14 protein-coding genes and 1 pseudogene are annotated in these 20,103 nt (G+C 72.5%); 5 read left to right on the top strand and 10 right to left on the bottom strand.

What is annotated here, in order from left to right; translation table 11 throughout:
- Positions 1-6 precede the first annotated feature (6 nt).
- The 4 genes from IEY82_RS10930 to IEY82_RS10915 all read right to left on the bottom strand — a co-directional run bounded on the left by IEY82_RS10930 (position 7) and on the right by IEY82_RS10915 (position 4,553).
- The gene (locus IEY82_RS10930; RefSeq protein WP_189123905.1) at positions 7-1,107 is read right to left on the bottom strand and encodes a hypothetical protein; all 1,101 of its coding nucleotides are present in this window, start codon (positions 1,105-1,107) and stop codon (positions 7-9) included.
- Positions 1,108-1,185: 78 nt separating this feature from the next.
- On the bottom strand, positions 1,186-1,728 hold the full coding sequence (locus IEY82_RS10925) for a hypothetical protein (protein ID WP_189123904.1): 543 nt from the start codon (positions 1,726-1,728) through the stop codon (positions 1,186-1,188).
- A gap of 135 nt (positions 1,729-1,863) precedes the next feature.
- Positions 1,864-2,955 carry a cobalamin B12-binding domain-containing protein gene (locus tag IEY82_RS10920; protein WP_189123903.1) on the bottom strand — a complete coding sequence of 364 codons (1,092 nt, stop codon included), beginning with the start codon at positions 2,953-2,955 and terminating at the stop codon, positions 1,864-1,866.
- Positions 2,952-4,553, bottom strand: a complete 1,602-nt coding sequence (locus IEY82_RS10915; RefSeq protein WP_225262628.1) for a PP2C family protein-serine/threonine phosphatase — start codon at positions 4,551-4,553, stop codon at positions 2,952-2,954. The genes IEY82_RS10920 and IEY82_RS10915 overlap by 4 nt, the downstream gene beginning before the upstream one ends.
- 238 nt (positions 4,554-4,791) lie before the next feature.
- On the opposite strand from IEY82_RS10915, the gene IEY82_RS10910 reads away from it, so the two are divergent.
- Positions 4,792-5,661 (top strand): LLM class F420-dependent oxidoreductase, encoded by an 870-nt coding sequence (locus IEY82_RS10910; protein WP_189123902.1) that lies wholly within the window; start codon positions 4,792-4,794, stop codon positions 5,659-5,661.
- A 45-nt stretch (positions 5,662-5,706) separates the two neighbouring features.
- On the opposite strand, the gene IEY82_RS10905 is transcribed toward IEY82_RS10910, so the two are convergent.
- Positions 5,707-8,283: a M14 family zinc carboxypeptidase gene (locus IEY82_RS10905; RefSeq protein ID WP_225262626.1), complete on the bottom strand. Its 2,577-nt coding sequence runs from the start codon at positions 8,281-8,283 to the stop codon at positions 5,707-5,709.
- Positions 8,284-8,755: 472 nt separating this feature from the next.
- On the opposite strand from IEY82_RS10905, the gene IEY82_RS10900 reads away from it, so the two are divergent.
- Both IEY82_RS10900 and IEY82_RS10895 read left to right on the top strand, forming a co-directional pair.
- Entirely contained in the window at positions 8,756-9,271 is a 516-nt protein-coding gene (locus IEY82_RS10900) for an NUDIX domain-containing protein (RefSeq protein WP_189123900.1), read from the top strand.
- 50 nt (positions 9,272-9,321) lie between these two features.
- A pseudogene (locus IEY82_RS10895) lies at positions 9,322-9,981 on the top strand (carbohydrate kinase family protein); the annotation flags it as partial.
- 107 nt (positions 9,982-10,088) lie between these two features.
- Here IEY82_RS10895 and IEY82_RS39845 read toward each other — a convergent pair.
- Positions 10,089-11,198, bottom strand: a complete 1,110-nt coding sequence (locus IEY82_RS39845) for an HIT family protein (protein ID WP_225262624.1) — start codon at positions 11,196-11,198, stop codon at positions 10,089-10,091.
- A 287-nt stretch (positions 11,199-11,485) separates the two neighbouring features.
- On the opposite strand from IEY82_RS39845, the gene IEY82_RS10890 reads away from it, so the two are divergent.
- Positions 11,486-12,682 (top strand): prenyltransferase/squalene oxidase repeat-containing protein, encoded by a 1,197-nt coding sequence (locus tag IEY82_RS10890; RefSeq protein ID WP_189123898.1) that lies wholly within the window; start codon positions 11,486-11,488, stop codon positions 12,680-12,682.
- Positions 12,683-12,758: 76 nt separating this feature from the next.
- Here the strand turns inward: IEY82_RS10890 and IEY82_RS10885 are convergent, their stop codons facing one another.
- The 4 genes from IEY82_RS10885 to IEY82_RS10870 all read right to left on the bottom strand — a co-directional run bounded on the left by IEY82_RS10885 (position 12,759) and on the right by IEY82_RS10870 (position 18,953).
- Entirely contained in the window at positions 12,759-15,656 is a 2,898-nt protein-coding gene (locus IEY82_RS10885) for a M36 family metallopeptidase (protein ID WP_225262623.1), read from the bottom strand.
- A 179-nt stretch (positions 15,657-15,835) separates the two neighbouring features.
- Positions 15,836-16,996: a ferritin-like domain-containing protein gene (locus IEY82_RS10880; protein WP_225262622.1), complete on the bottom strand. Its 1,161-nt coding sequence runs from the start codon at positions 16,994-16,996 to the stop codon at positions 15,836-15,838.
- Positions 16,993-17,832: a phosphate/phosphite/phosphonate ABC transporter substrate-binding protein gene (locus tag IEY82_RS10875; RefSeq protein ID WP_189123897.1), complete on the bottom strand. Its 840-nt coding sequence runs from the start codon at positions 17,830-17,832 to the stop codon at positions 16,993-16,995. The genes IEY82_RS10880 and IEY82_RS10875 overlap by 4 nt, the downstream gene beginning before the upstream one ends.
- Positions 17,829-18,953 carry an acyl-CoA dehydrogenase family protein gene (locus IEY82_RS10870; protein WP_225262620.1) on the bottom strand — a complete coding sequence of 375 codons (1,125 nt, stop codon included), beginning with the start codon at positions 18,951-18,953 and terminating at the stop codon, positions 17,829-17,831. Before IEY82_RS10870 ends, IEY82_RS10875 begins: the two co-directional genes overlap by 4 nt.
- A 404-nt stretch (positions 18,954-19,357) precedes the next feature.
- Here IEY82_RS10870 and IEY82_RS10865 point away from each other — a divergent pair, with 404 nt between their 5' ends.
- Positions 19,358-20,035, top strand: a complete 678-nt coding sequence (locus tag IEY82_RS10865) for a hypothetical protein (protein WP_189123895.1) — start codon at positions 19,358-19,360, stop codon at positions 20,033-20,035.
- The last annotated feature ends 68 nt before the right edge of the window (positions 20,036-20,103 follow it).

Here is a 20,103-nt window from a genome sequence, read left to right as displayed (position 1 = left end):
CCGGGCTCAGGGCCATTGGAGGGTGCGGTCGGGACGGAGCAGGACGAGGCGGCCGTCGGCCGTGTAGGCCGCGGACGAGACGCCCGCGTACCTGGCCAGCGTCCGCCCGGCCCGGTCGAGCACTTCGGCGCCGCCCCCGTGGACGACGACGAACCGGGCGCCGGACGGGTCGGCGCGGACCTGCGCCTCGTCCCGCACGTCGCGGGCCCACGTCCGCGCGCCGGTGGCGTCGACCCCGCGGACGGCGGTGAACGCCCTGCCGTGCTCGTCCTTCCAGCGGGCGATGAGCGCGGCGCTCTCCCTGCCGGCCGCGCACTCGCCGGCCAGGTCCAGGTCCGTGGTGATCGGTACGGTGCGATGGCGCCGCAGCACCAGCCGGGGCGCGTCCCCCACGAGCACGGCCAGCTCGCCTCCGTTCGCGACGCAGGCCCCCCACGCGCCCCCGGCGGGACGCGTGCCCGCCAGGCGTCGCCAGCCGCGCCGGTCGTGCCCGAACCACAGGACCTCGTCCGAGGTCACCGCCAGCGCGGTCGTGCCGTCCGGATCCTCGCTCCACGCCACTCCGGTCGCGTCGCGGACGGGCACCAGCTCGGGCGGGCCGGCCGGGCGCGTCAGGCGCAGCCGGCCCGCGCCGCCGGCGGGCCCCTCGGCGAGCACGGCGTCGGAGGGGGCGCGGGCCGTCAGGACCCGCCGGACGGAGGAGGCGGACTCCGCGAAGGCGCGCGGGCCCGCCGGGGTGGGTCGCCAGGGTTCCGGGTCGGGCCCGGCGGGCGACCAGGTCCCCGAGAAGACGACGTCCGGGCAGCGCGCCAGGCAGACGGGCTCCGCGCCGCTGTGGAACGCCGTACGGTCCCGCCAGACCTGCCGCCCCGTCCGGTCGAGGCCGAAGAACGACTCCGCCACCGGGTCCAGGACGACGACCCCTCCGGGGGACGCGTCCACCAGCACCGGCGCGTTCATCGCGGTGTTCACCGGACCGTTCACCGGACCGTTCACCGGACCGTTCACGGCGGCCGGCCGCTCCGGCGGGCCGGTCGCGCAGCCGGCGACCGTCAGCCCGGCCGCCAGCCCTACAGCCAGCAGCGCGGCCGTGGTTCTGCACATCATGTTCGCCTCCGGCTTCTCGACGGGATGGCGAGCGGATGCCGGGCCCCCCGGCCCGGCATCCGTCTCGTCACTTCCGGATCAGACGCTGTTGGTACGGCCGGAGCACCTGGGGTCCTTGCCGCGGCGGTCGAAGACGAACGAGAAGTCGGCGTGCACCTTGGCCCTGCGCGGCGCCGCCTCCTTCAACGAGATCCCGCCGGTGCCCTTCTTGATGTTGTCTCCCGAGACCCAGCGCCAGAGCGTCCGGTCAGCCCGGCCGTTGAGGTGTTCGCGGATGCGCAGGGTGATGTTGTTCCGGTTCCTGAGGCCGGGGCCGGCCAGGTACCAGTTCATCCGGTTGAAGATGTCGTTGCGGCCCTTGGTGTAGTAGTAGGCCTTGAGGTTGCCGTAGTTGCCGCGGTCGGCGCGGCAGGTGCCGCTGAGGTTCCCCATCGCCGCGCTCACGGCGGTCGTACCGGTGTGCGAGGCCGTGCTCGCGGTGGCCGTGCTCGCGCTGGCTCTGCTCGCGGTGGCCGTGCTCGCGCTGGCCGTGCTCGCGGTGGCCGTGCCGCCCGCGACCGTCAGGCCGCCCAGCGCGACCAGTGCCGCGGTGCCTGCGGTGATCATGTGCTTGCGCATCATGGTGCCGTTTCCTTCCCGGTTCGTCCCGCCGGTCGCGGGATCCGAGATCAGGTCTAACGGCCGGAGAATTGTTCGGCAGGCCCCCTCACCAGAGAAAACAAACAACCGGTTCGCCGGCGAGGTCGCCGGGCAGGCTCACGCCGGGCCGGCCGCCCGGCTCTCCGCGGCGCGCAGCGCGGCTCGCGCGTGCGCCAGCGTGGCGGTGGCGCGGGGGAACTCGGTGAGCCGGCTCGCGATCAGGTCCAGCGCGGGATGGAGGACGCTCGCGGGGACGCCGCGGGCCGTGAGGATGCCGGCCATCCAGGTGAGGAAGCCGCCGAACAGCTCGGGGTCGTTCAGGTAGAGCGCGGTCGCGAGGAAGTCGACGAGGTGGGCGATGTCCTCGGCGGTGTGGCGGCGCTGCTGGGCGGTGTAGCGCGCCATCTCCGGGACGCGCTGTTCCAGCTCGCTCATGACGTGCCTGACCAGCCGCGAGGCCGACCGGGTGACCAGGGTGTACTCCTGGTCGTCCAGGTGCGGCAGATCGTCGGTGGAGTGGCGGCTCGCGGGTGCGACGGCGGGCAGGTCACCGTCCAGGCGGTCGGCGGCGGCGCGCGCGTCGGGGGCCCAGGCGTCGGCTCCCAGCAGGCGGGCGTAGCGGCCGTCCAGTCCGAAGGCGGCCCCGCCGACCAGCACCGGCGTGCCCGTCGCCTGGCAGGCCGTGATTGCGGCGTGCGCGGCGGGCAGCCGGGTGGCGATCGAGCTCGACAGCGCCACCGCGTCGGGGCCGGTGCGGTGCAGGTGCGCGATCAGGTGCGGGGTGGGCACCTGGGCGCCGAGGTGGTCGACCCGCCAGCCGCGCAGCCGCAGCACCTCGGCCAGCAGCCGGGCGGGGAGCCCGTGCCACTCGCCGTCGACGCACGCCACGGTGATCCTGCCCCGGCCCGGTTCGGCGCGCGCCGCGTCGCGCGTGGCGGGGTGGAGGGCCAGCGCGGCGATCACGCGTTCGTTCACGGCGGTCGCGGAGTGCTCCTGAGCGACCGTGATCCGGTTGGCGGCCCACTCCTGGCCGACGCGCGCCTGGACCCGGGCGACGACCTCGATCAGCAGCGTCTCCATGTCGACGCCGTGGTCGAGGGCGGCCAAAGCGGCGTCGGTGGCCGCGTACTCGTCACCGGCCACGGCCGCCTGCCAGAGGTCGTCCGTCCAGGTCGTGAGGTCGTCGTTGCGCTGCGCGACGTCGGTCAAGGGATCTGCCTCTCCTGGCCGGTCGTCCGGGCCGGGCGGGCCGCGGTGATGGCGATGACGGCCATGTCGTCGTGGTCGCCGTCGCCCGCCCACTGGGACGCCAGCATCTGCACGCGTTCGGCGAGCGCCTCGGGCGGCATGCCGGCGCACTGCGCGAGCTCCTCGCGCAGCCGCCGCTCGCCGAACATCTCGTCGCCCAGCGGGCCGCCCCTCGCCTCGGTGATCCCGTCGGTGTAGAGGACGCAGGTCTCTCCGGGGTCGAGCAGCACGGTGTCGGTCGTGCTGGTGATGGTCTCCAGCATCCCGATCAGGGTGCCGCCGGTGCGGGCCGCCTCGACCCGGCCGTCGGCCCGTACGATCAGCGGCGGCGGGTGTCCGGCGCTGGTCAGCCGGAGCGACACCCGCGTGCCCACGCGTCGCGCCGAGGCCAGCACGAGCGTGACGAACAGCGACCGGTCGCCGCTCAGCAGCGCGCCGTTCAGCAGTTCGAGCACCCGGTGGTGGTCGTCGGCCATCGGCAGCAGCGCCTGCAGCGTGTTGCGGATCTTGCCGGTGAGCACGGCGGCCTCCAGGCCCTTGCCGCACACGTCGCCGAGCACGATCAGCGACTCGCCACCCTCCTCCGGGGCGGGGTGCAGGTCGTAGAAGTCGCCGCCGACGCGCTCGCTGAGCCCGGAGGGCCGGTAGCGGGCGGCCAGCTCCACGCCGTCCAGGTGCCGCGTCCGGGGCGGCAGCAGCTCCCGCATCAGGGTCTCGGTGATGGACGCCTGCTCGGCGTACAGGCGTGCCGCCGACATCGCCGCGCCGGCCCGGGCGGAGAACAGCCGGGCGGCCACCTCCTCGCCCTCGGAGAAGCCTGCATGTCCTGAGCGCCGCAGCAGCACCAGCGCGCCCGCCGACACGCCGTGGCCCGGGAGCGCGGTCACCACCATGGAGCCCAGCTCGCCGAGCCCCTCGCGGGCCAGCCAGCCGGGGGCGGCGGCGGGGTCGATCCAGCGTGAGGGCATCGGCGGGAACCCCTGCAGCGCCTCGGCGAGGCCGGGCACCTCGTGGGGGTCCACGGCCAGTTGCTCACGGACCACGCGGCCGTCGGGGCCGCAGTAGGCGACGGGATACCGGCGTCCGGCCAGGGGAAGGATCACCAGCGCGGCGTCGGCCAGGTACCGCGTGGCCAGGCGCGCGACCACCTCCGTGCAGCGGTCGAGGTTGAGGGACGCCAGCAGTTCGTTGGACGCGTCGACGAGGAACGCGGTGCGTTCTCTCTCCACCCGTAGCGCCTCGGCGACCCGTTCGTCGTCGGTGCGCTCGGTCAGCCACCACACCACGCCGTCGTGGTCGTCGTCGCGGACGGGCCGCGCCTCGAACACGCGATCCCCGATCGGTCCGCGCACCGGGACGCAACCGGCTTCCTCGACGAGCCAGGCCGGTGCGACGGCGGCCAGCGCCACTCCGGGGGCGGCTTGGGGGAGGATCAGCCGGGCCGGCTCGTTGAGCTGCTCGATGACGCCGTCGGCGTCGGCCACCAGCACCGGATGCGGCGCGGCCCGCCACATCGCATCGGTCGCCTCGCGGCCCAGCCCGCTCGTCAGCCCAGCCACAACAGCGAGCCCGCGCGGGGCTCTGCCTCCCTTGACGACATATCAGCATTTACTAGAGTCAAGCCCCCATTGTAGTCGAGTATCCCGTTCTGCCGGTGAAGGCGGGGCCTGAGGCGGAGGGCGAATGACCCACATTTCACGAAACACGGGCCCGGCCCAGGGCGGTCGCTCGCGGACGGGCGGGACCACCCGGGCCATGATGGTCGGCGAGTTCGCCAGCACGTGACGGGAGCCATGCATGCGGATCGGTGTCGTCTTTCCCCAGACCGAGATCGGGGCGGACGCGGGCGCGGTGCGCGCCTACGGCCAAGCGGTCGAGGAGCTCGGTTTCCAGCACGTCATGGCCTTCGACCACGTCGTCGGGGCCGACCCGGAGGTGCACCAGGGCTGGCAGGGGCCCTACGACGTGCGGAGCACCTTCCACGAGCCGATGGTGCTCTTCGGCTACCTCGCCGCGCTGACCTCGCTGGACCTGGTCACCTCCATCATCATCCTGCCCCAGCGCCAGACGGCCCTGGTGGCCAAGCAGGCGGCCGAGGTCGACCTGCTCAGCGGCGGGCGGCTGCGGCTGGGCGTGGGGCTCGGCTGGAACAGGGTCGAGTACGAGGCGCTCGGCCAGGACTTCACCACCCGGGGCAGGCGGATCGAGGAGCAGGTCGCGTTGCTGCGCCGGCTGTGGACCGAGCCGTCGATCACGTTCGACGGCGCCTACGAGAAGGTGACCGGAGCGGGGCTGGCTCCCCTGCCGGTGCAGCGGCCCATCCCCGTCTGGTTCGGCGCCTTCTCGCCTCCGGCGTACCGCCGTGCCGGGCGGCTGGCCGACGGCTGGTTCCCGCAGATGTCCCCGGGTCCCGAACTGGACGAGGCCAAGGCGATCGTGGACGGGGCCGCCGCCGAGGCCGGCCGCGACCCCGCCACGCTCGGCATGGAGGGCCGGGTCAGCTGGACGGGCAGCCCGGAGGCGCTGGCCGACCTGACCGGCCGGTGGCGGGAGGCCGGCGCCACCCACCTCGCCGTCAACACCATGGGCGCCGGCCTCGGCTCGGTCGACGGCCACCTGACCGCGCTGGCGCTCGCCGCCGAGATGCTCGGCCTGGGCAAGGGCTGACGCCCGCGGGCCGGCGACCTGGTCACCGGCCCGCGGCGCCGGCGGTCAGGGCGTGGTGACGGCCGGGGCGGTCACCGAGGCCGACCAGTACAACGCCCTCGCCACCTGCGGGAACAACCCCTTGGGGTGGTTACGGAACATCGGCTCGGTGCCGAACAGCACCACGGCCGCGCCCCGCTCGTCGCGCCCGCTGACCACGGCCGCCTGGTTCCTGGCCGCGTCCTGGCCGCCGGTCCCGTTGGCGTTGGGCCGCCAGTGGCCGGAGACCAGCGGCCCGTCGGCCGCGTACGACTGCTCGACCGTGACCTCGGGGCCGAGGCCGGTGAACCAGCGCGGCGAGTAGACGAACGAGTGCTCCGGCGAGCCGTTGCCGACGGGACCGGCCGACGAGGTGACCCGCACGACCCCGTTGGCGTCACCGCGCCCGGCGACCGCCGTCGCGGTGAGCAGCCCGGCGGCGGCGTTGAAGGTCGCGCCGGTGCCGCCGCGGGTGACCACGCCACCGGTGGCGAGGAACCCGTCGAGCGCCGCCCGGGCCGCCGGGTTGAGCGCCGCGTGACTCAGCCCGCTGGAGACGAAGAGCACGTCGATGTCGCTCCAGTCGAAGCCGGCGTTCAGGACCGCGGTGGAGACCGGGGTGACGGCGAAGCCCAGCTCACGCAGCGTGAACAGCTCGTCGGCCGAGACGGCCGCGGCGATCCGCACCGGGGAGAGCGGGGTGCCCGTCGCCGGGCCGGCCGGCGTGAACGCCACGCCGTACGTGCCGGACACCGCCCTGGCGGCGGCCCGCGCGGCGGCCGGCACGATCGCCGTACCGTCACTCGCCCAGGTCACGGCGACGCCCTGGGCCAGCAGCTCGTTCAACGCCAGCACCTCCTTGGCGTCGGTCACCTTGAGCGCCAGCGGCCCGGGAGCCTTCGGGACCGAGCCGGTCGGGGCGGCCGCCCCGACCGGCTCGCCGGACACGCGGAGGGAGCCCGTGGTGACGGTGTCCACGGTGGCTCCCCAGATCAGGGCATGGCTCCAGCCGGAGATGTCGTACATCGCGTCGACCCTGGGCGAGATGTCGGCGCCGGGCTCCAGCATCACGTTGGCCAGCCCGCGCTTGGGCTGGTGCATGTCCACGACGTACGAGCCGGCCGGGTAGGTCTTCCCGTTCAGCGCGAACGACCGCCTCGCCCGCTCCACCCTGACGTCGTTGGCGACCAGATGGTCCACCAGGCGCGCGGCGGCCGTGGCCGAGCGCTGCCCGGCGCCCGCCGGGATCACGTACGCCCGGGGGTAGGTGGTGGTGTAGACGTCCTCGGGGCCGAAGCCGGGCACGATGCCGAGCGGCACGGTCCTGGCCGGCTCGCCCGCCGCGCCGCGCCGGAAGACCTCGATCTGGTCCGCGATCAGCTGGTCGCGCCGGTCCCGTACGAAGCCGTGCGTCGCCCGGATGGCGGCGGCGGCGATCTCGGTGTTGATCGCCGAGCGGCGGCGCAGCTCCTCGGCGGGCAGATTGGTGTAGTCGGAGCCGTTGACCCGCAGCGGGATCTCGACGGTGTGCGAGGCGACCGCGCCCTGGAACGGCGCGTACTGCGGGGTGAAGATCGGCGGCCAGTCGTCCCAGCCCTCCGGGGAGTCGCGGAACGGGATCTGCGGCGGGAACACCCCGTCGGCCTCGGGCGTGTGCCCCAGCGCCTTGACCGCGGCCTCCATGCCGAGCCCGTTGGCGTAGGTGTTCCTGATGAACAGGTCGTACTCGTAGTTGGCGCCGTGCGGCGGCGTGGTGGGCTCGATGAGCGTGCCGTTGACGTAGCCGTGCAGGTCGACCATGGCGACGGGCTGGGTGTCGATCATCACCTGGCGCATCGCCCTGACCTCGGGCTGCGAGGCGGTGACGAAGTCGCGGTTCAGGTCGAAGCCGGCGCCGTTGGCGCGCACGCCGTTGAACCGGCCGTCGGGGTTGGCGGTGACGTTGAGGTACAGCCGGGTGCGACCCAGTAGGTCGGCGACCTTGGGGTCGGTGCTGGTGGCCAGCTCCTCGATCACCCGCAGGGAGGCGTCGGTGCCCTCCCACTCGTTGCCGTGGATGTTGCCGTTGACGAAGATCGGCGCCTTGTACTTCTTCGCCAGTCCGCGGTCGCGGGCGGCGGCGGCCGGGTCGTTCTCGATGCGCTCGCGGATCCGGTCCTGCTCGCGGGCCTCGGCGCGGCTCTCCGGCGCGGTGACGGTCACCAGGTAGAGGTCGCGGCCCTGGTGCGTGCGGCCGATGACCTCCACGCTCACCCGCCTGCTCCGCTTCTGCAGGTCGTTCAGCCTGGGCGCGATGCCGTGGTACGGCACCAGGCCGAGCTTGATGGAGGCGTCGGCGGGGTTCTCCGCGGGCACCGGAAGCAGGGTCTGCCGGGGATACCCGCGGTCGCGGTCGGGAGCGTGCCGGAACGGCTCCTCGGCGGGGGCGCGGAGCGCCTCGGCCCGCTCGGAGACGCCGGCCGCCTCCTCGCTCCGCTCGGGACCGTTGCCGAAGTCCCGGACGGCGGGGGTGGGTGGCGCGACCGGATCGGCGGCCGCCGCCCCGGGAGGGAGAAGGAGAACGGCCGAGACGGCGACGCTCAGGAGGGCGATGGGTAAACGCAAGAGGACCTCCACGGGAGAAGTGCGTCTCGTACGCAACGATCTGGACGGATCCGGCACAAGATGCCGTGATCAGAGCGACGCACAATCCATGCCAATCCGTCACAGAACGCCGCCGCATCGGCGTCCGCGTGTCACCGCCGGCGCCGGCAGGGGACGCCGCCGGGTCCCGGCCTCGGCATCCCGCGATCAGCCGCGTGGCCTCCGGTTCCACCCCGGCGGACCACCGGCCGCACCGATGAGTTCGGCCTCACAGGAGAAATGAACATAAAACATATTCTGGCCATCATTATTTACGGGACTAGCCCGCGGGCGCATTTGCCGTGATACTGGATCCAACGATCCACTACCGGCCGCGTCAATAGCACAAAGGGCGGGCGAACCAGCGCGTTCGGGTCCCCCAAGAAAAGAATGGCCGCTAAGGTTGGCGCACTGGCGCGCTTTTGGTGTTCGTTATTCGGCAGAGGGTGGGGCCATGGCAGACCGGCGCTCTAACGGCCTCGCTGAGGCCGATCCACCGACCTGCGGCCAGCTCCGCGTCACCTTCGTGCAGAAGGCCTTCATGGTCGCCGAAGGCCGGCTCCTGCTGGTGCGCAAATCGGCGGCCGATCCCTACCATCCGGGGCTGTGGGAGGTGCCGGGAGGGCGCATGCAGCCCGCCGAGGGGCTGGACGAGCACATCGTACGAGAAGTGCGCGAAGAGTCCGGGATCGACATAGAGCCAGGCCCGCCCTTCCACATCTGGGACTGGGAAATGCGGGGCGACGACCATTCCCGCGTCCGGGCGATCGCGGTGGGCCGCATCTGCAGGCCGCTTTCCCGACGCCTGTCGACCGCGCGTCAGGTGCCCGGCGACCACATCAGCGCGGTGCGCTGGGTCCCCCACGACGAGATCGCCGACCACCCTCTCATCCCCGGAATGGACCTGGCGGTGGAGCAGTTCCTGCTCCTGTACAAAGGGCGCCGCGCTGATTGGCCGCTCTACCCTTGACCGCCGACCCGCCTCATTCAGCGAGCCGCGCCCCCCGATTCAGCCTGACGGTGGTCGGTGAGATCCGCGTGGACATCCGCGTGCGGCTGGATTCGCTGCGGTTCGGCGAGATCGACACGGACCAGTTGCGTTATTCGCCGGTGCAGATCACGCCCGCGGGCGTCGCACTCGGCCTCGCCCGGCAGGCGGTGCGCTATTTCGACCGCGTCGAGTTGATCGCCAGGATCGGCCGTGACGAGTTCACCGAGACAATCCTGGCCGAGCTCGCCGAGCTGGGGATCGAGTGCCGGCTGACCTTCGTCGAGGGCGCGTCGACGGGCCGGGTCCTGGTGGTGCGGGATTCGGCGCCGCGCGACGGCGTGCGCCTCATGGTCTCCGAGCCGCTGTCCGACGCGCAGGTGCTGAGCCCGGCGGATGTCCGCACGGCGAGCCGGGCGGTCGCGTCGGCCGACGTCCTCTTCCTGACCGGCTACGAGCTCCTCTATCCGCGGTCCGCCGAGGCCGTGCACGAGGCGGCCGCCATCGCCAGATCACATGGCACCCTGGTCTGTCTCGACATGGTGCCCCACGACATCCACCTGCGGCTGGACTCACGGCTGCTGCTGTCGACGCTCCGGCTGGCCGACATCGTCGTCGGCGAGGCCGGGACCCTGGCGAGCCTGGTCGGCGAGACCTGCGCGTCGCCCGCCCACCTGCTCCCGCATCTCGACCGCGCCCTGGACGATCACCCCGTGTGGCTGATCCGATCGGGCTCCGGCAACGTGAGCCGATCCACGATCTACCGGCACGGGCTGATCCATCACGACTACGCGACGGGCTACCAGGCGGCCTCCGATCCCATGGGGTTCGGCGACCGGCTCACCGCGCGCGAGTTGCACTGGTTGCTGTCCTGCCTGCCTCTGGCCGGCCGGTCGGCCCAGGGCAGCAGCCCGCGCAAGGTCAGCAGGAAGCGCTCGCGGGTCGCCAACGTGCCGTAGCTCTCCTGCCACCGCCACGGGCCGAGCTCGGCGGCGGCCTTCCGCAGGAACTGGGTCGGCAGCGGCGTCGTACACGGATAGGCCGACGGCCCCTCGGCGTCCTCGACGTACAGATAGGAGGTCCCTCGGCGATAGAAGTCGGCCGGCCCGGCCCGGCCGAGCGCGTGACCGGAAAGCCCTTCGGCCTCGACCCTGGCGCGCACCGTCGCGACCCCCGGCACGCAGTGCAGATGGGCATGGTCGATGCAGGCACCGGCGCCCTGAGAGGTGGCCGGTCCGTGCTCGAAGAACGTGACCGGCAGGCCGTAGACACGCGTCAGCAACCGCGTCACCAGCTCCTTGTGTTTCGCGAGCCTGCCGAGCACCCCGGTGGGGCAGGCGCCGTAGCACGGGTAGTGCGCCGTGGAGACCAGCAGCAGGTGGCCCGGCCGCAGCGGAGCGAGATCGGGAGCGCACCAGACGTCGTCGTCGCCCCAGAGCACGCCCGCCGCTCCCGGCAGGCCGGCGTCCTCGTTCAGGCGGAATCGGTAACGCGCGCAGAACACACATTCCGTATCCCCCGTCACATCGTCCCCGTCTTTTCGCGCGGTCAACTCCCGTCCCGCGCTCTCGCCTTCCAGAATGAGGCCGGCGGCGCTAAGATAACCAGCCCATCCGGTGCGCTCGAACGGCGACATCGGCTTCTCCCCGCATAAGATCACCCGCCCTCCGGGGGCCAGGAGAGAAATGGCCTGGGCGACCAGATGCGGGGCCGTGTCGAGGTCGCAGTGAATTCGACGGAAAAACGCCGACGGGTAAGGCGCGACCCGCCCGGCTGGACGCCTGACCGTCGTCCCCTCGACCACGAAACCCTCGGCGGAGGTGGCGAGATGGGCCAGACCCGCCTCTCCCCGCAGGGAGTCCGCCCATCGCGGCGCGCCCCCGATGACGAGCACGTCACCCTCGCTCATGAGCTTCACCAGTTCATAAGAGGACACCGGAACACCGCATTGCGCACCGGGATAACCGCACCGGGTCCCGGCGATAATCGGCGTATTACTCAGGAGGCAATCCAAACACAAAGCCATCGCGAACACTAATAGGTACGATATACGCGAGATCCGCTGGAGCCCCGCACCGAAAGGGCTAGATGTCCGAGATCGATCTAAATCAAGTGGATGGTGCGCTGCACCGATCGATCACCCTGCTGCGCCGGACTTACAGTGACAATCCAACCGGAGGCGGCGGGTGGTACCACATGCTGGAAAGACCGCCACCCGGCGCGACCGCCACAGCGGTGGCCCTGCTGGCCTTTCACGCGGCGGGCGAACGCCCCCACCGCCTGGCCGACGCGCTCACCTTCCTCAAGGCGAGACAGCTCAAGAGCGACGACCTCCGCATCGACGGCGGCTGGTGGACCAACACCAGCGGCGAGAAGCCGGTGGTCGAGGCGACGGCCTGGGTGGTCCGCTGCCTGGCGACCCTCCGGTGCTCCCTCCACCCGGGTTCCCCCGATCTGGCACGCGCCGTGGAGTGGCTACGCCAGAACCACGACACGTCAGGCGGATGGGGATCCTTCCTCGGCTGCCCGCCCCGGACCTGGCTCACCTGCCTGGCCATCAGAGCCCTGGTGGAGGCGGCTCCCCACGATCCGGCGATCGAGGCCGGCGTCGAGTGGCTCCTCGACCAGCGTCTGTTCCCCACCGCCTGGGGCGCCGAACCGGGGAATGCCGCTCCGCGGGTCGCGCACACCGCGATGGCGCTGACCACGCTGCTGAAAGCCGGATTCGACCCCCGTGACGAACATCTGGCGCGAAGGTTCGACTGGCTGGCCGAGCACATCGACACCACCTCCCTGGACGAGGTGCGCAACAGGGTGGAGACGACCAAGGTCTTCCTGAAGACCTCCGATGGGAGCGAGATCTGGCGGCCTCCTCCCCTCATGCACTACGCCTTACCCGTCGCCGCCACCGCCCTCCTGCGGCACCCTCGCGCTCAGGAACCGGCCGTGGCCGACCGCCTGGCCGAAGCGGTCAACACCATCGTCGCCAAGCAGTGCGACGACGGCTCCTGGCCCAACAGCCACGACATGAATCTCACCCTGTGGGGCGTCTGGCCCTGCGTGGAGCTGCTGGCGGCGACCCGCGAGATCCGGCTCGCGCGTCCCGGAGATCAGGTCGTCTGGCTGGAAGGCGCCGTCGTCGTCCGTCAGGCGGCCTGGCGGGAGGCGTCGTTCGAGAAGATCGCCCGGCCGCTGCTGGCACGACGGCCCCGGCTCCATCCGATTCGCTGGGCGCGCAGGCACTGGGCCTGGGTCGTGCTCGTCGCCTCCGGGCTGGCGGGCGGCACCGGGCTCCTGCTCGAACTCATCGACGCGAAGGACCTGGCACTCGGACTGCTCGTGCCCGGGGTGCTCCTGGTGATCCAGACGGTCATGCAGCGCCGTCAGAGTTGACCCGCCGGCCGGGCCGCGCGCCCGCCTCGCCACGGCTCGCGCCCGGAGGGGACGCGAGCCGTGCCGGAACCGAGTCTCAGTGCGAGAACGCCTGGAACTCCGCCGCCCGGATCTGGTCGCGGAGCGGGCTGGCGGTGGCGCAGTCGGTCGCCGAGTTGGGGTCCTCGTCCTGTTCACCGGCGTAGCGCGGATTGCCGGTGCACTGGCTGGTGACCGTGCGGAGCATCAGGTGGGTGGCGGTGGTCGGGGGGACGCGGAACGACTTGATCAGCAGGTCCGCTCCCCTGGGCCGGGGCAGCGTGGCGTCGAACGCGTCCGCCGGACTGGTGTAGATCTTCGTGAAGCTGGCCGGGGTGGCGCAGTCCTGCTTGCAGGCGAGCACCTCGAAGGAGCGCAGCGCGCTGAAGCGGTTCTGCCCGCCGGGGTCGGCCGGGTCGCCGACGTTGGGTCTGAGCATGGCGCTCACCTGGACGCGGCGGACGGTGACGGGGCCGTCGCCGGCCAGGTCCACGGTGACCGCCTTGCCGGCGGGGGCGCCGGTGAGCGAGGCCCAGTTGGTGGCCTCGGTCTCGTCGATCAGCTTGGCGTGGTTGACGCCGTCGCCCGCCGCCGTGGCGCCGGCCGTGGCCGAGGCGTGGTTGCGGGACAGCGGCAGCGGAAGGGGCAGCTTGACCCCGCCCACCACGACGAACTTCAGCCGCGTGTGCCCGAACCCGTCGCCGGTGACCACGAAGTCGTAGACGCCGGGCGTCATCTCCACGGTGTCGCCGAGCTCGGTGGCGGGATCGGTGTCGGCGACCGGGACCACGCGTCCCTCGTAGTCGCCCACGTAGAGGCGCAGCGCGGCGCCCTTGGCCTCGCCCAGCGGCTTGAGCTGCAGGGAGCCGTTCTTGCCGGCCGGGTTGACGAAGCTCGGCGTCGGGTCGGGGTCGTTCGGGCCGTTGCTGGCCGCGTCCCGGCCGAGGCCGTGCTCGGCGAACGCGCGCCACATGATGTCGTGGTTCTTGCCGCCGAACCGGATCGTGTCGGCCGCGAGCAGCGCGTCGCGGTGGTCGACGTAGCTGACCGCGCCCGAGGCCATCAGCAGCAGGGCGTCGAAGGAGAGCTGTGCCCAGCGCCGGTTGCCCGGGCACTCGGCGACCGGCTTCTGGCCGTCCGCGCAGGCGCGCTGCTGCTTGGCGGTGCCGGTGCCGTACCTCTTGACAAAGCCCGCCCGCACGTCGAACTGGGTGGCCGACCAGATCTCGCCGTCGGCGTGGACCTGCTGGCCGACGAGGTCGTAGGCGATGTCGCTGTAGTTGAGCGGCGACTTGGACATGTCGTAGTTGCGGATCCCCCGGCCGGGGTCGCCGGTGACGTATCCGCCGGTGACGTACGGGGTGAGACCGGCGGGACGGAAGCCGTACTCGAACAGGTACTCCATGGCGACCAGGTCGGAGTTGCTCTCGTTCATCGCGCCGGCCTGCGCGCCGCTCCATCCGGCGTTCGGGCCGCCGATCATGCGCCCGGAGATCGCGTGCGTGTACTCGTGGCCGATGACCGACATGTCGTAGTCGCCGTCCGTGCACGGCGAGTAGAACGAGCCGGCGATCGGCTGCCACAGGTACATGTTGGTGATCGGCGCGACGCCGTCGGGGCCGGTGATCTGGTTGGCGTTGTCACGGACGGACAGGACGCGGGCGCCCGCCTGGGCGTTGCCCTGCTCGGGATCGTTGCCGAGCCCGCCGCGGTCGCCGTTGTCGGCCTGCATGTTCCACGCGGTCTCGGTGAAGCCGAGCCGATAGGACCAGTCGTGCATCCGGTTGTGCATGGAGTGCAGGTTGGAGATCGAGGCCTCGAGGTCGTTCTCGCCCGGCTGGTCGAACACCGCGGGGTTGCACTTCGCCTGGTGCCAGGTGTTCTGCCACGGGTAGACGTACTCGCGGCTCGGCGTCGCCACGTTGCCGCGGGTGCCGACCGTGAACGGGTCGCCGCTCGCCCGGTTCTCGAAGGTGCGTGCCGCGTTGCCGAGGCTGGTGTTGCTCGGCGTCTGCGTGGCGTGGTCGACGTCCCACGCCCGGCCGGTCGCCGGGTCGCCGCCGACCACGAGGTCGCAGCCCGGGCCGGCGACGAAGCACCAGGTCTGACGGGTGTCGGTGGAGGAGTAGTCGGCCGGCGGGTTCGCCGGGAAGGCCGCCCACTGCGGGTGGTCGGGGTCGAGGTGGTCGACCAGGTTCTCGCGCACCAGGATCTCGCCGCTGACCGCGTCGACGTGGGTGGTGTAGGCGGCGGGCTCGCCCTGGTCGCCGCCGATCAGGACGACCTGGTACGCGCTGTGCACGCCGTCCGGCGCGGGCACCGCCACCGCGGTGGCCTGCTTGGTGAGCGCGGTGGCCAGGTCGATCCCGCCGTCACGGGCGGCGATCTCCAGTGCCCGCTGCCCGGTGATCGTGGCGGCCGGAGGCGCGGCCGTGTCGCGCGAGAGCGAGGAGGTGACGTGCCTGACCTTCCCCTCGGCCACGCCGACCGAGACGAGCCCGTCCACACCGGCCGGCAGGTCGCCGAAGCGCTGGCGCAGCAGTACGGCGTGACCCGCGCCGATGGGGTTGACCGCGACCTTCTCCAGGGCGTCGACCGAGGCGGCGGACAGGCCGAAGAGCCGCTCGTTGTCCTTGAGGTACGCCCGGGCGGCCTGCTCGGGGTCGGCGGCCAGGCCCTCGGCGAGAGGTTCGGCGCCGGTGACGACGGCCGGCGTGCCGAGCGTGTTCCAGCGGATCTCGGCCGCCGGTCCGGCGGTCCGCGCGTTGGCTCCGACGGGCGGCGGGACGCTGCCGCGCCGGTTGTCGAGATCGGGCTTGCCGTGCTCCTCGGCCTGGAAGTCGTGGACCACGGACGCCGTCCCGCCGGGTTCGCCCCGGGCGGCCCCGGCGACGGGGAGGACCAGGGCGGTGACGGCGATGACGACGGTGCTGCGTAACCAGGGTCTGGTGGACAATGTTCCCCTCCATGCACGCGGAGGACGCGCGAAATTACACGCGTCCCCGCAAGAGGTAACACTGCTTTTATTACTTGACAAGATCTTGTAAAGGGCGACATATCGGCGTATGGGGTGATATCCGGTGAAGCACTCACATGAAATTACGGGTGTGCAAGCGGGACAGCTCGACCGCCTCGTCAGCGGGGAACCCGAGGCGGACCAGCCGGTTCCGGCGCCCCTCGAACATCTCCTCCTGCAGCCGCAGCACCGCCGCGTGCCCCCGGGCGATCGCGGCCGGGCTCCACTCCCCCGCGGCCAGCACGGTCAGGGCGTCGAGCACGTCCTCGTTGATGCCCGCCGTGTCGGCCAGCGCGTCGTGCCGGCGTTCGATCGCGGTCCTGAGCCGGCCCCGGAACAGCGGGTCGCGCCCGGGCCTGCTCCTCCAGGTGGGCCATGCCGAACGCCACGTGCCGGGCCTCGTCCTGGTGCGCCAGCGCGACGACCCGCCGGGTCACCGGGTCGGGGGCGTGCCGGTCCAGGAAGGACAGCAGGTTGAGGAAGCTGCCCTCGCCCAGCACCGACAGCAGGAACGAGGCGAGGGAGAAGTCGGGCTCGGCCAGCAGCGACATCAGGGAGGCGCGACCGCCGGCCGAGGAGGTGCCCAGGTCGTCGCCCTTCAGCGTCGCCCGGCGGGTGAACACCTCGACGTGCCGCGCCTCGTCCGCCGCCTGCACGGCCAGCAATTGGGTCACCTCGCGGAAATGCGGATGCACCCGGGCCAGCAGCCGGGCCGGCACGACCAGGGCCGCCTGCTCGTTCTCCACCAGGTAGGTCATCACCTGGACGACCGCCGCCTCGATCTCGGCGGGCAGCTCGAACGGGGTGTCCCAGGCCACCGCCGCCTCCGGGTCCCACTGCCGCGCCGCCGCCTGCGCGTACAGCCGGGGCGCCAGCTCGGCCCAGACGGTCTCCTTGCGGTCGAAGTCGAACGGCGTCTCGGGGCCGCCCGACTCGACCAGGGCGCCGCGGGCCGCCAGGCCCCAGTGGGACGGTGGCCGGGACACCACGCGGGCGGGCGACGACCCGCCGGCCCGTTCGGCGCCGGCCCACCGGTCGTGACCGGCCCGGCCGCGCACCACCCACGCCCGCGCCCCGTCCTCGTCACCGCCTCCGGTGACCGGCCCGCACGCGTGGCCCTCGTTCCGGCACCAGGCGGCCAGATGCACGAAGAGAGCCTCGTGCGTGCCCGCGACACGCAGCCGGCCGCCCACCGGCAGTCGGGCCAGCTCCCGCCGCACGATGAGGTGCGCGCCCTGATCGAACCCGAGCTCCCGCAGGTCGGCGACCGGGTCCGTCACGGCCGATAGCCGTCCGCGGTGATCCGGCCGGCCCGGTCGTAGAAGCCGCACCCGTCGACGGCCGCCTCCAGCTCGCCGTAGCCGGTCGTGCGGCCCGCCACCCAGGCGGTGAGCCCCTCCAGGTCGAGCAGGGGCCGCACCTCGGGATCGGCGTAGGACATGCCGCCCAGCAGCGCGCCGAACCGGCGCACCGGCTCCTCCGGCGCCGTGTCGACGACCGTCATGTTGCAGTGGTCGTACGGCTCGGTGGTCGTGAGGATCCGGGTGGACCCGGCGGGCAGAGTGCCCTCGCGGCTGAAGAGCAGGTGGTCGGCGTCGAGCAGGCAGGCCGCGGCCACGTCGCCGGACAGCAGTGCCCGGGCGGCCTCACGCTCGCCGCCGATGTGGTCGCCGTGCAGGCCCACCCCCACCTCGAAGCGCCGCACGTCGAACTCTCCGCCCAGGCTCCGCAGGTGGTGCAGCGGCAGGAGCGTGGCCTGCGGCGAGTCGACGGCGCCCGTGCCCACCGTCCGCCCCTTGAGGTCGTCCACCGAGAGGATGCCGGAGTCGGACCGTACGACGACGACCGAGCGCAGGTCGCGGTCGGTGTCGCGCATCACCAGCGGGCGGACCGAGCGGCCCTGGGCGGCGGCCAGCCGCTGGGCGCGGATCCAGGCCAGCGGTGAGTTCCACGCGGCGTGGATGCGGCCCGCGATCAGGTCCTCGACCTGCCGCTCGTAGGTCGAGTAGAGCACGAAGTCGAACGGCAGCCCGTGGCGCAGGAACCAGGAGCGGAACCCCGACCAGATCGGCACCACCTTGGCGTCGTAGGCGACCGCCCCCATCAGCAGCGTCATGACGCCGGCCCGTCGAACAGCGGCAGGCCGAGGGAGACCCGGCCCACGAAGTCCTCCAGCGCCTCGGTGGTGGGCGCCATGACCCGGGCGGCGAGCGCGTCGCGGAAGTGGCGTTCGATGCCGAGGTCGCGCCGCAGCGCCGACCCGCCGCACAGGCGCATGACGTCGTCGCCGATCGCGGCCGCCGCCTCCGCCGCCACCGCCTTCACCTGGAGCACGCGCAGCGTCGCGTCCTCGCGGCCCGTCTCCAGGGCGGTCAGGGTGTCGTCCAGGAACGCCCTCGTCTGGTCGGCGCGGGTGCGGACGCGGGCGAAGGCGGACCTGGCCTGGGGCTGGTCGGCCAGCCGCCGGCCCAGGTGGGCCAGGTGCGTCCTGGACAGGTGCTCCCCCGCCTTGGCCGTCAGCGCCTCGATGACGCCCACGGAGCAGGCCGCGTTGAGGACCAGGAAGGTCGGCAGGACCGTGGCCAGCGCGATGTCCAGCCCGTCGCCGTCGGTCCCCAGCATGGCGTCGGCGGGCACCCGCACGCCGTCGGCCGCCATCGGGCTGGAGGCGTTGGCGCGCAGCCCGAGCCCGTCGAAGGAGCCGGTGACCCGCAGCCCCGCCGCGTCGCGTGGCACCAGCCACAGCGTCATGGGGCCGGGCCGGGACAGGGGCCGGCTCGACCAGACGTAGCCGTCGGCCTCGCCGGCGGCGGTGACGAAGCTCTTGCTCGCGTCGAGCCGCACCTCGCCCCCGTCGTCGGTCGCGGTGCTCACCGGGGCCCAGAAGTGACTGCGCGAGCCGGCCTCGGAGAACGCCAGCATCGCCAGGTAACGACCCTCCGCGATGGCCCGGCGCACCTCCTCCGGGCCGTGCGCCTCGAGCGCGGCGGTGGCCGAGTAGTGCATGAGCGTGATCATCGCCGTGGATCCGCAGACCGCCGCCAGCGCGGTGACGACCTCGGCGGCCGCCCGCAGGCCCTGCCCGCCGCCGCCCACCTCGACGGCGCTGGTCAGGCCGAGCAGCCCCGCCTTGCCCAGGGCTTCGAGTCCGGCGCGCGGGAAGGCGCCGGTGCGGTCGGTCTCGGCCGCGGACGGGGCGATCGCGTCGGCGATCACGGTGTCCAGGTCGGTGCTCACGTGGTGACCTCCAAGGATCTTCGTCATCCTCCGGCCACGGCACGCCGAACCGGCCACGGGCATCCGTGGCGGTGACGTCAAAGGAGGCGTTTCGCGAGAACGGGCCGCCCAGGAGCGGCCGGGGCCGGCTACCCCCTGAACGTACTTGAGCCGTTGAAGATGATCAACGTTTTGCCCGACCCATGGTCGACATGTGGCCCGGAATGGACGTTCTGGATCTCCATAAAGGACGCTTTCTCCAGCCTTGCCGTCACGGGAACGTCACGGGCCCGGTGCGGGCGCGATCCGGTGCGGGCGCGATCCGGTGCGGGCGTGGTCCGGTGCGGGCGTGGTCCGGTGCGGGGGCCCGGCCGCACAAGCGGGCGGCAATCCGGGTGCAAGCCGATGTCACTATCGTTCCGGGCATGTCACGACGATGGGTGCCCGGTGCGACCGCGACGACCGCGGTCGCCGCGCTTCTGATCACGTCCTTCCCGGCGGCCGCGAACGCGGCTGCCCGGGCGGGGACGTCCACTCCGGCGACGACGGTGTCGCCCGCGAAGACAGCTTCACCGGCGAAGGTGTCCAATGCCTTGTTCCGCGCCTGGAACGCGCGCGACCGCGCGGCGGCGGCCCGGGTCGCCACCCCCTCGGCGGTCAGGTCGATCTTCGCCTACGTCTACCGGACCCCCGACGTGTTCGCGGGCTGCGCCGGCAACGCCTGCAGGTTCACGCACACCAGCGTGCGCGTGCCGGGCGGGCACAACGGCCTGCTCCTGGTCGTCTCCGGCTCGAAGGTGACCAGGGTCTACCAGTCGCGGCACGTGACCAGGCCGTCCACCGCCGCCGGGCACCTGTTCAGGGCGTGGCAGAAGGGCGACCGGAACCTTGGCCTCGAAGTGGCGGCCAAGCCCGCGGTCACCACCCTCTTCCGCGTGCGGTTCGACCCCAGGGGCGTGCCCTACTTCTTCCAGGGCTGCACCAAGGAGAAGACGGGCTACGGCTGCGCCTACTCCTACGAGGGCGGGGCCATGTTCATGCGGCTCAAGGGCTCGGCCGTGCGCGGTTACGAGGTCCGCTCGATCGACTACCTGGCCGACTGACGGGGCTCGCCGGGGTCCGCCTCGTGAGCCCGGGCGAGGCGGTCCTGAAGCTTGGCGTGGCGAAACTG

This window comes from Nonomuraea cavernae, assembly GCF_014646355.1.
GTDB classification, from domain to species: domain Bacteria; phylum Actinomycetota; class Actinomycetes; order Streptosporangiales; family Streptosporangiaceae; genus Nonomuraea; species Nonomuraea cavernae.
Note: the sequence above shows the minus strand (reverse complement) of the source record. Positions and strands in the feature narration are given on the sequence as shown.

What these genes read in the sequence shown, in the direction of transcription:
- IEY82_RS10930 (WP_189123905.1), bottom strand. Translation starts at nt 1,107, where the DNA reads ATGATGTGCAGAACCACGGCCGCGCTGCTGGCTGTAGGGCTGGCGGCC.
- IEY82_RS10890 (WP_189123898.1), top strand. Translation starts at nt 11,486, where the DNA reads ATGCTGGAAAGACCGCCACCCGGCGCGACCGCCACAGCGGTGGCCCTG.
- IEY82_RS39845 (WP_225262624.1), bottom strand. Translation starts at nt 11,198, where the DNA reads ATGAGCGAGGGTGACGTGCTCGTCATCGGGGGCGCGCCGCGATGGGCG.
- IEY82_RS10865 (WP_189123895.1), top strand. Translation starts at nt 19,358, where the DNA reads ATGTCACGACGATGGGTGCCCGGTGCGACCGCGACGACCGCGGTCGCC.
- IEY82_RS10910 (WP_189123902.1), top strand. Translation starts at nt 4,792, where the DNA reads ATGCGGATCGGTGTCGTCTTTCCCCAGACCGAGATCGGGGCGGACGCG.
- IEY82_RS10875 (WP_189123897.1), bottom strand. Translation starts at nt 17,832, where the DNA reads ATGACGCTGCTGATGGGGGCGGTCGCCTACGACGCCAAGGTGGTGCCG.
- IEY82_RS10925 (WP_189123904.1), bottom strand. Translation starts at nt 1,728, where the DNA reads ATGATGCGCAAGCACATGATCACCGCAGGCACCGCGGCACTGGTCGCG.
- IEY82_RS10900 (WP_189123900.1), top strand. Translation starts at nt 8,756, where the DNA reads ATGGCAGACCGGCGCTCTAACGGCCTCGCTGAGGCCGATCCACCGACC.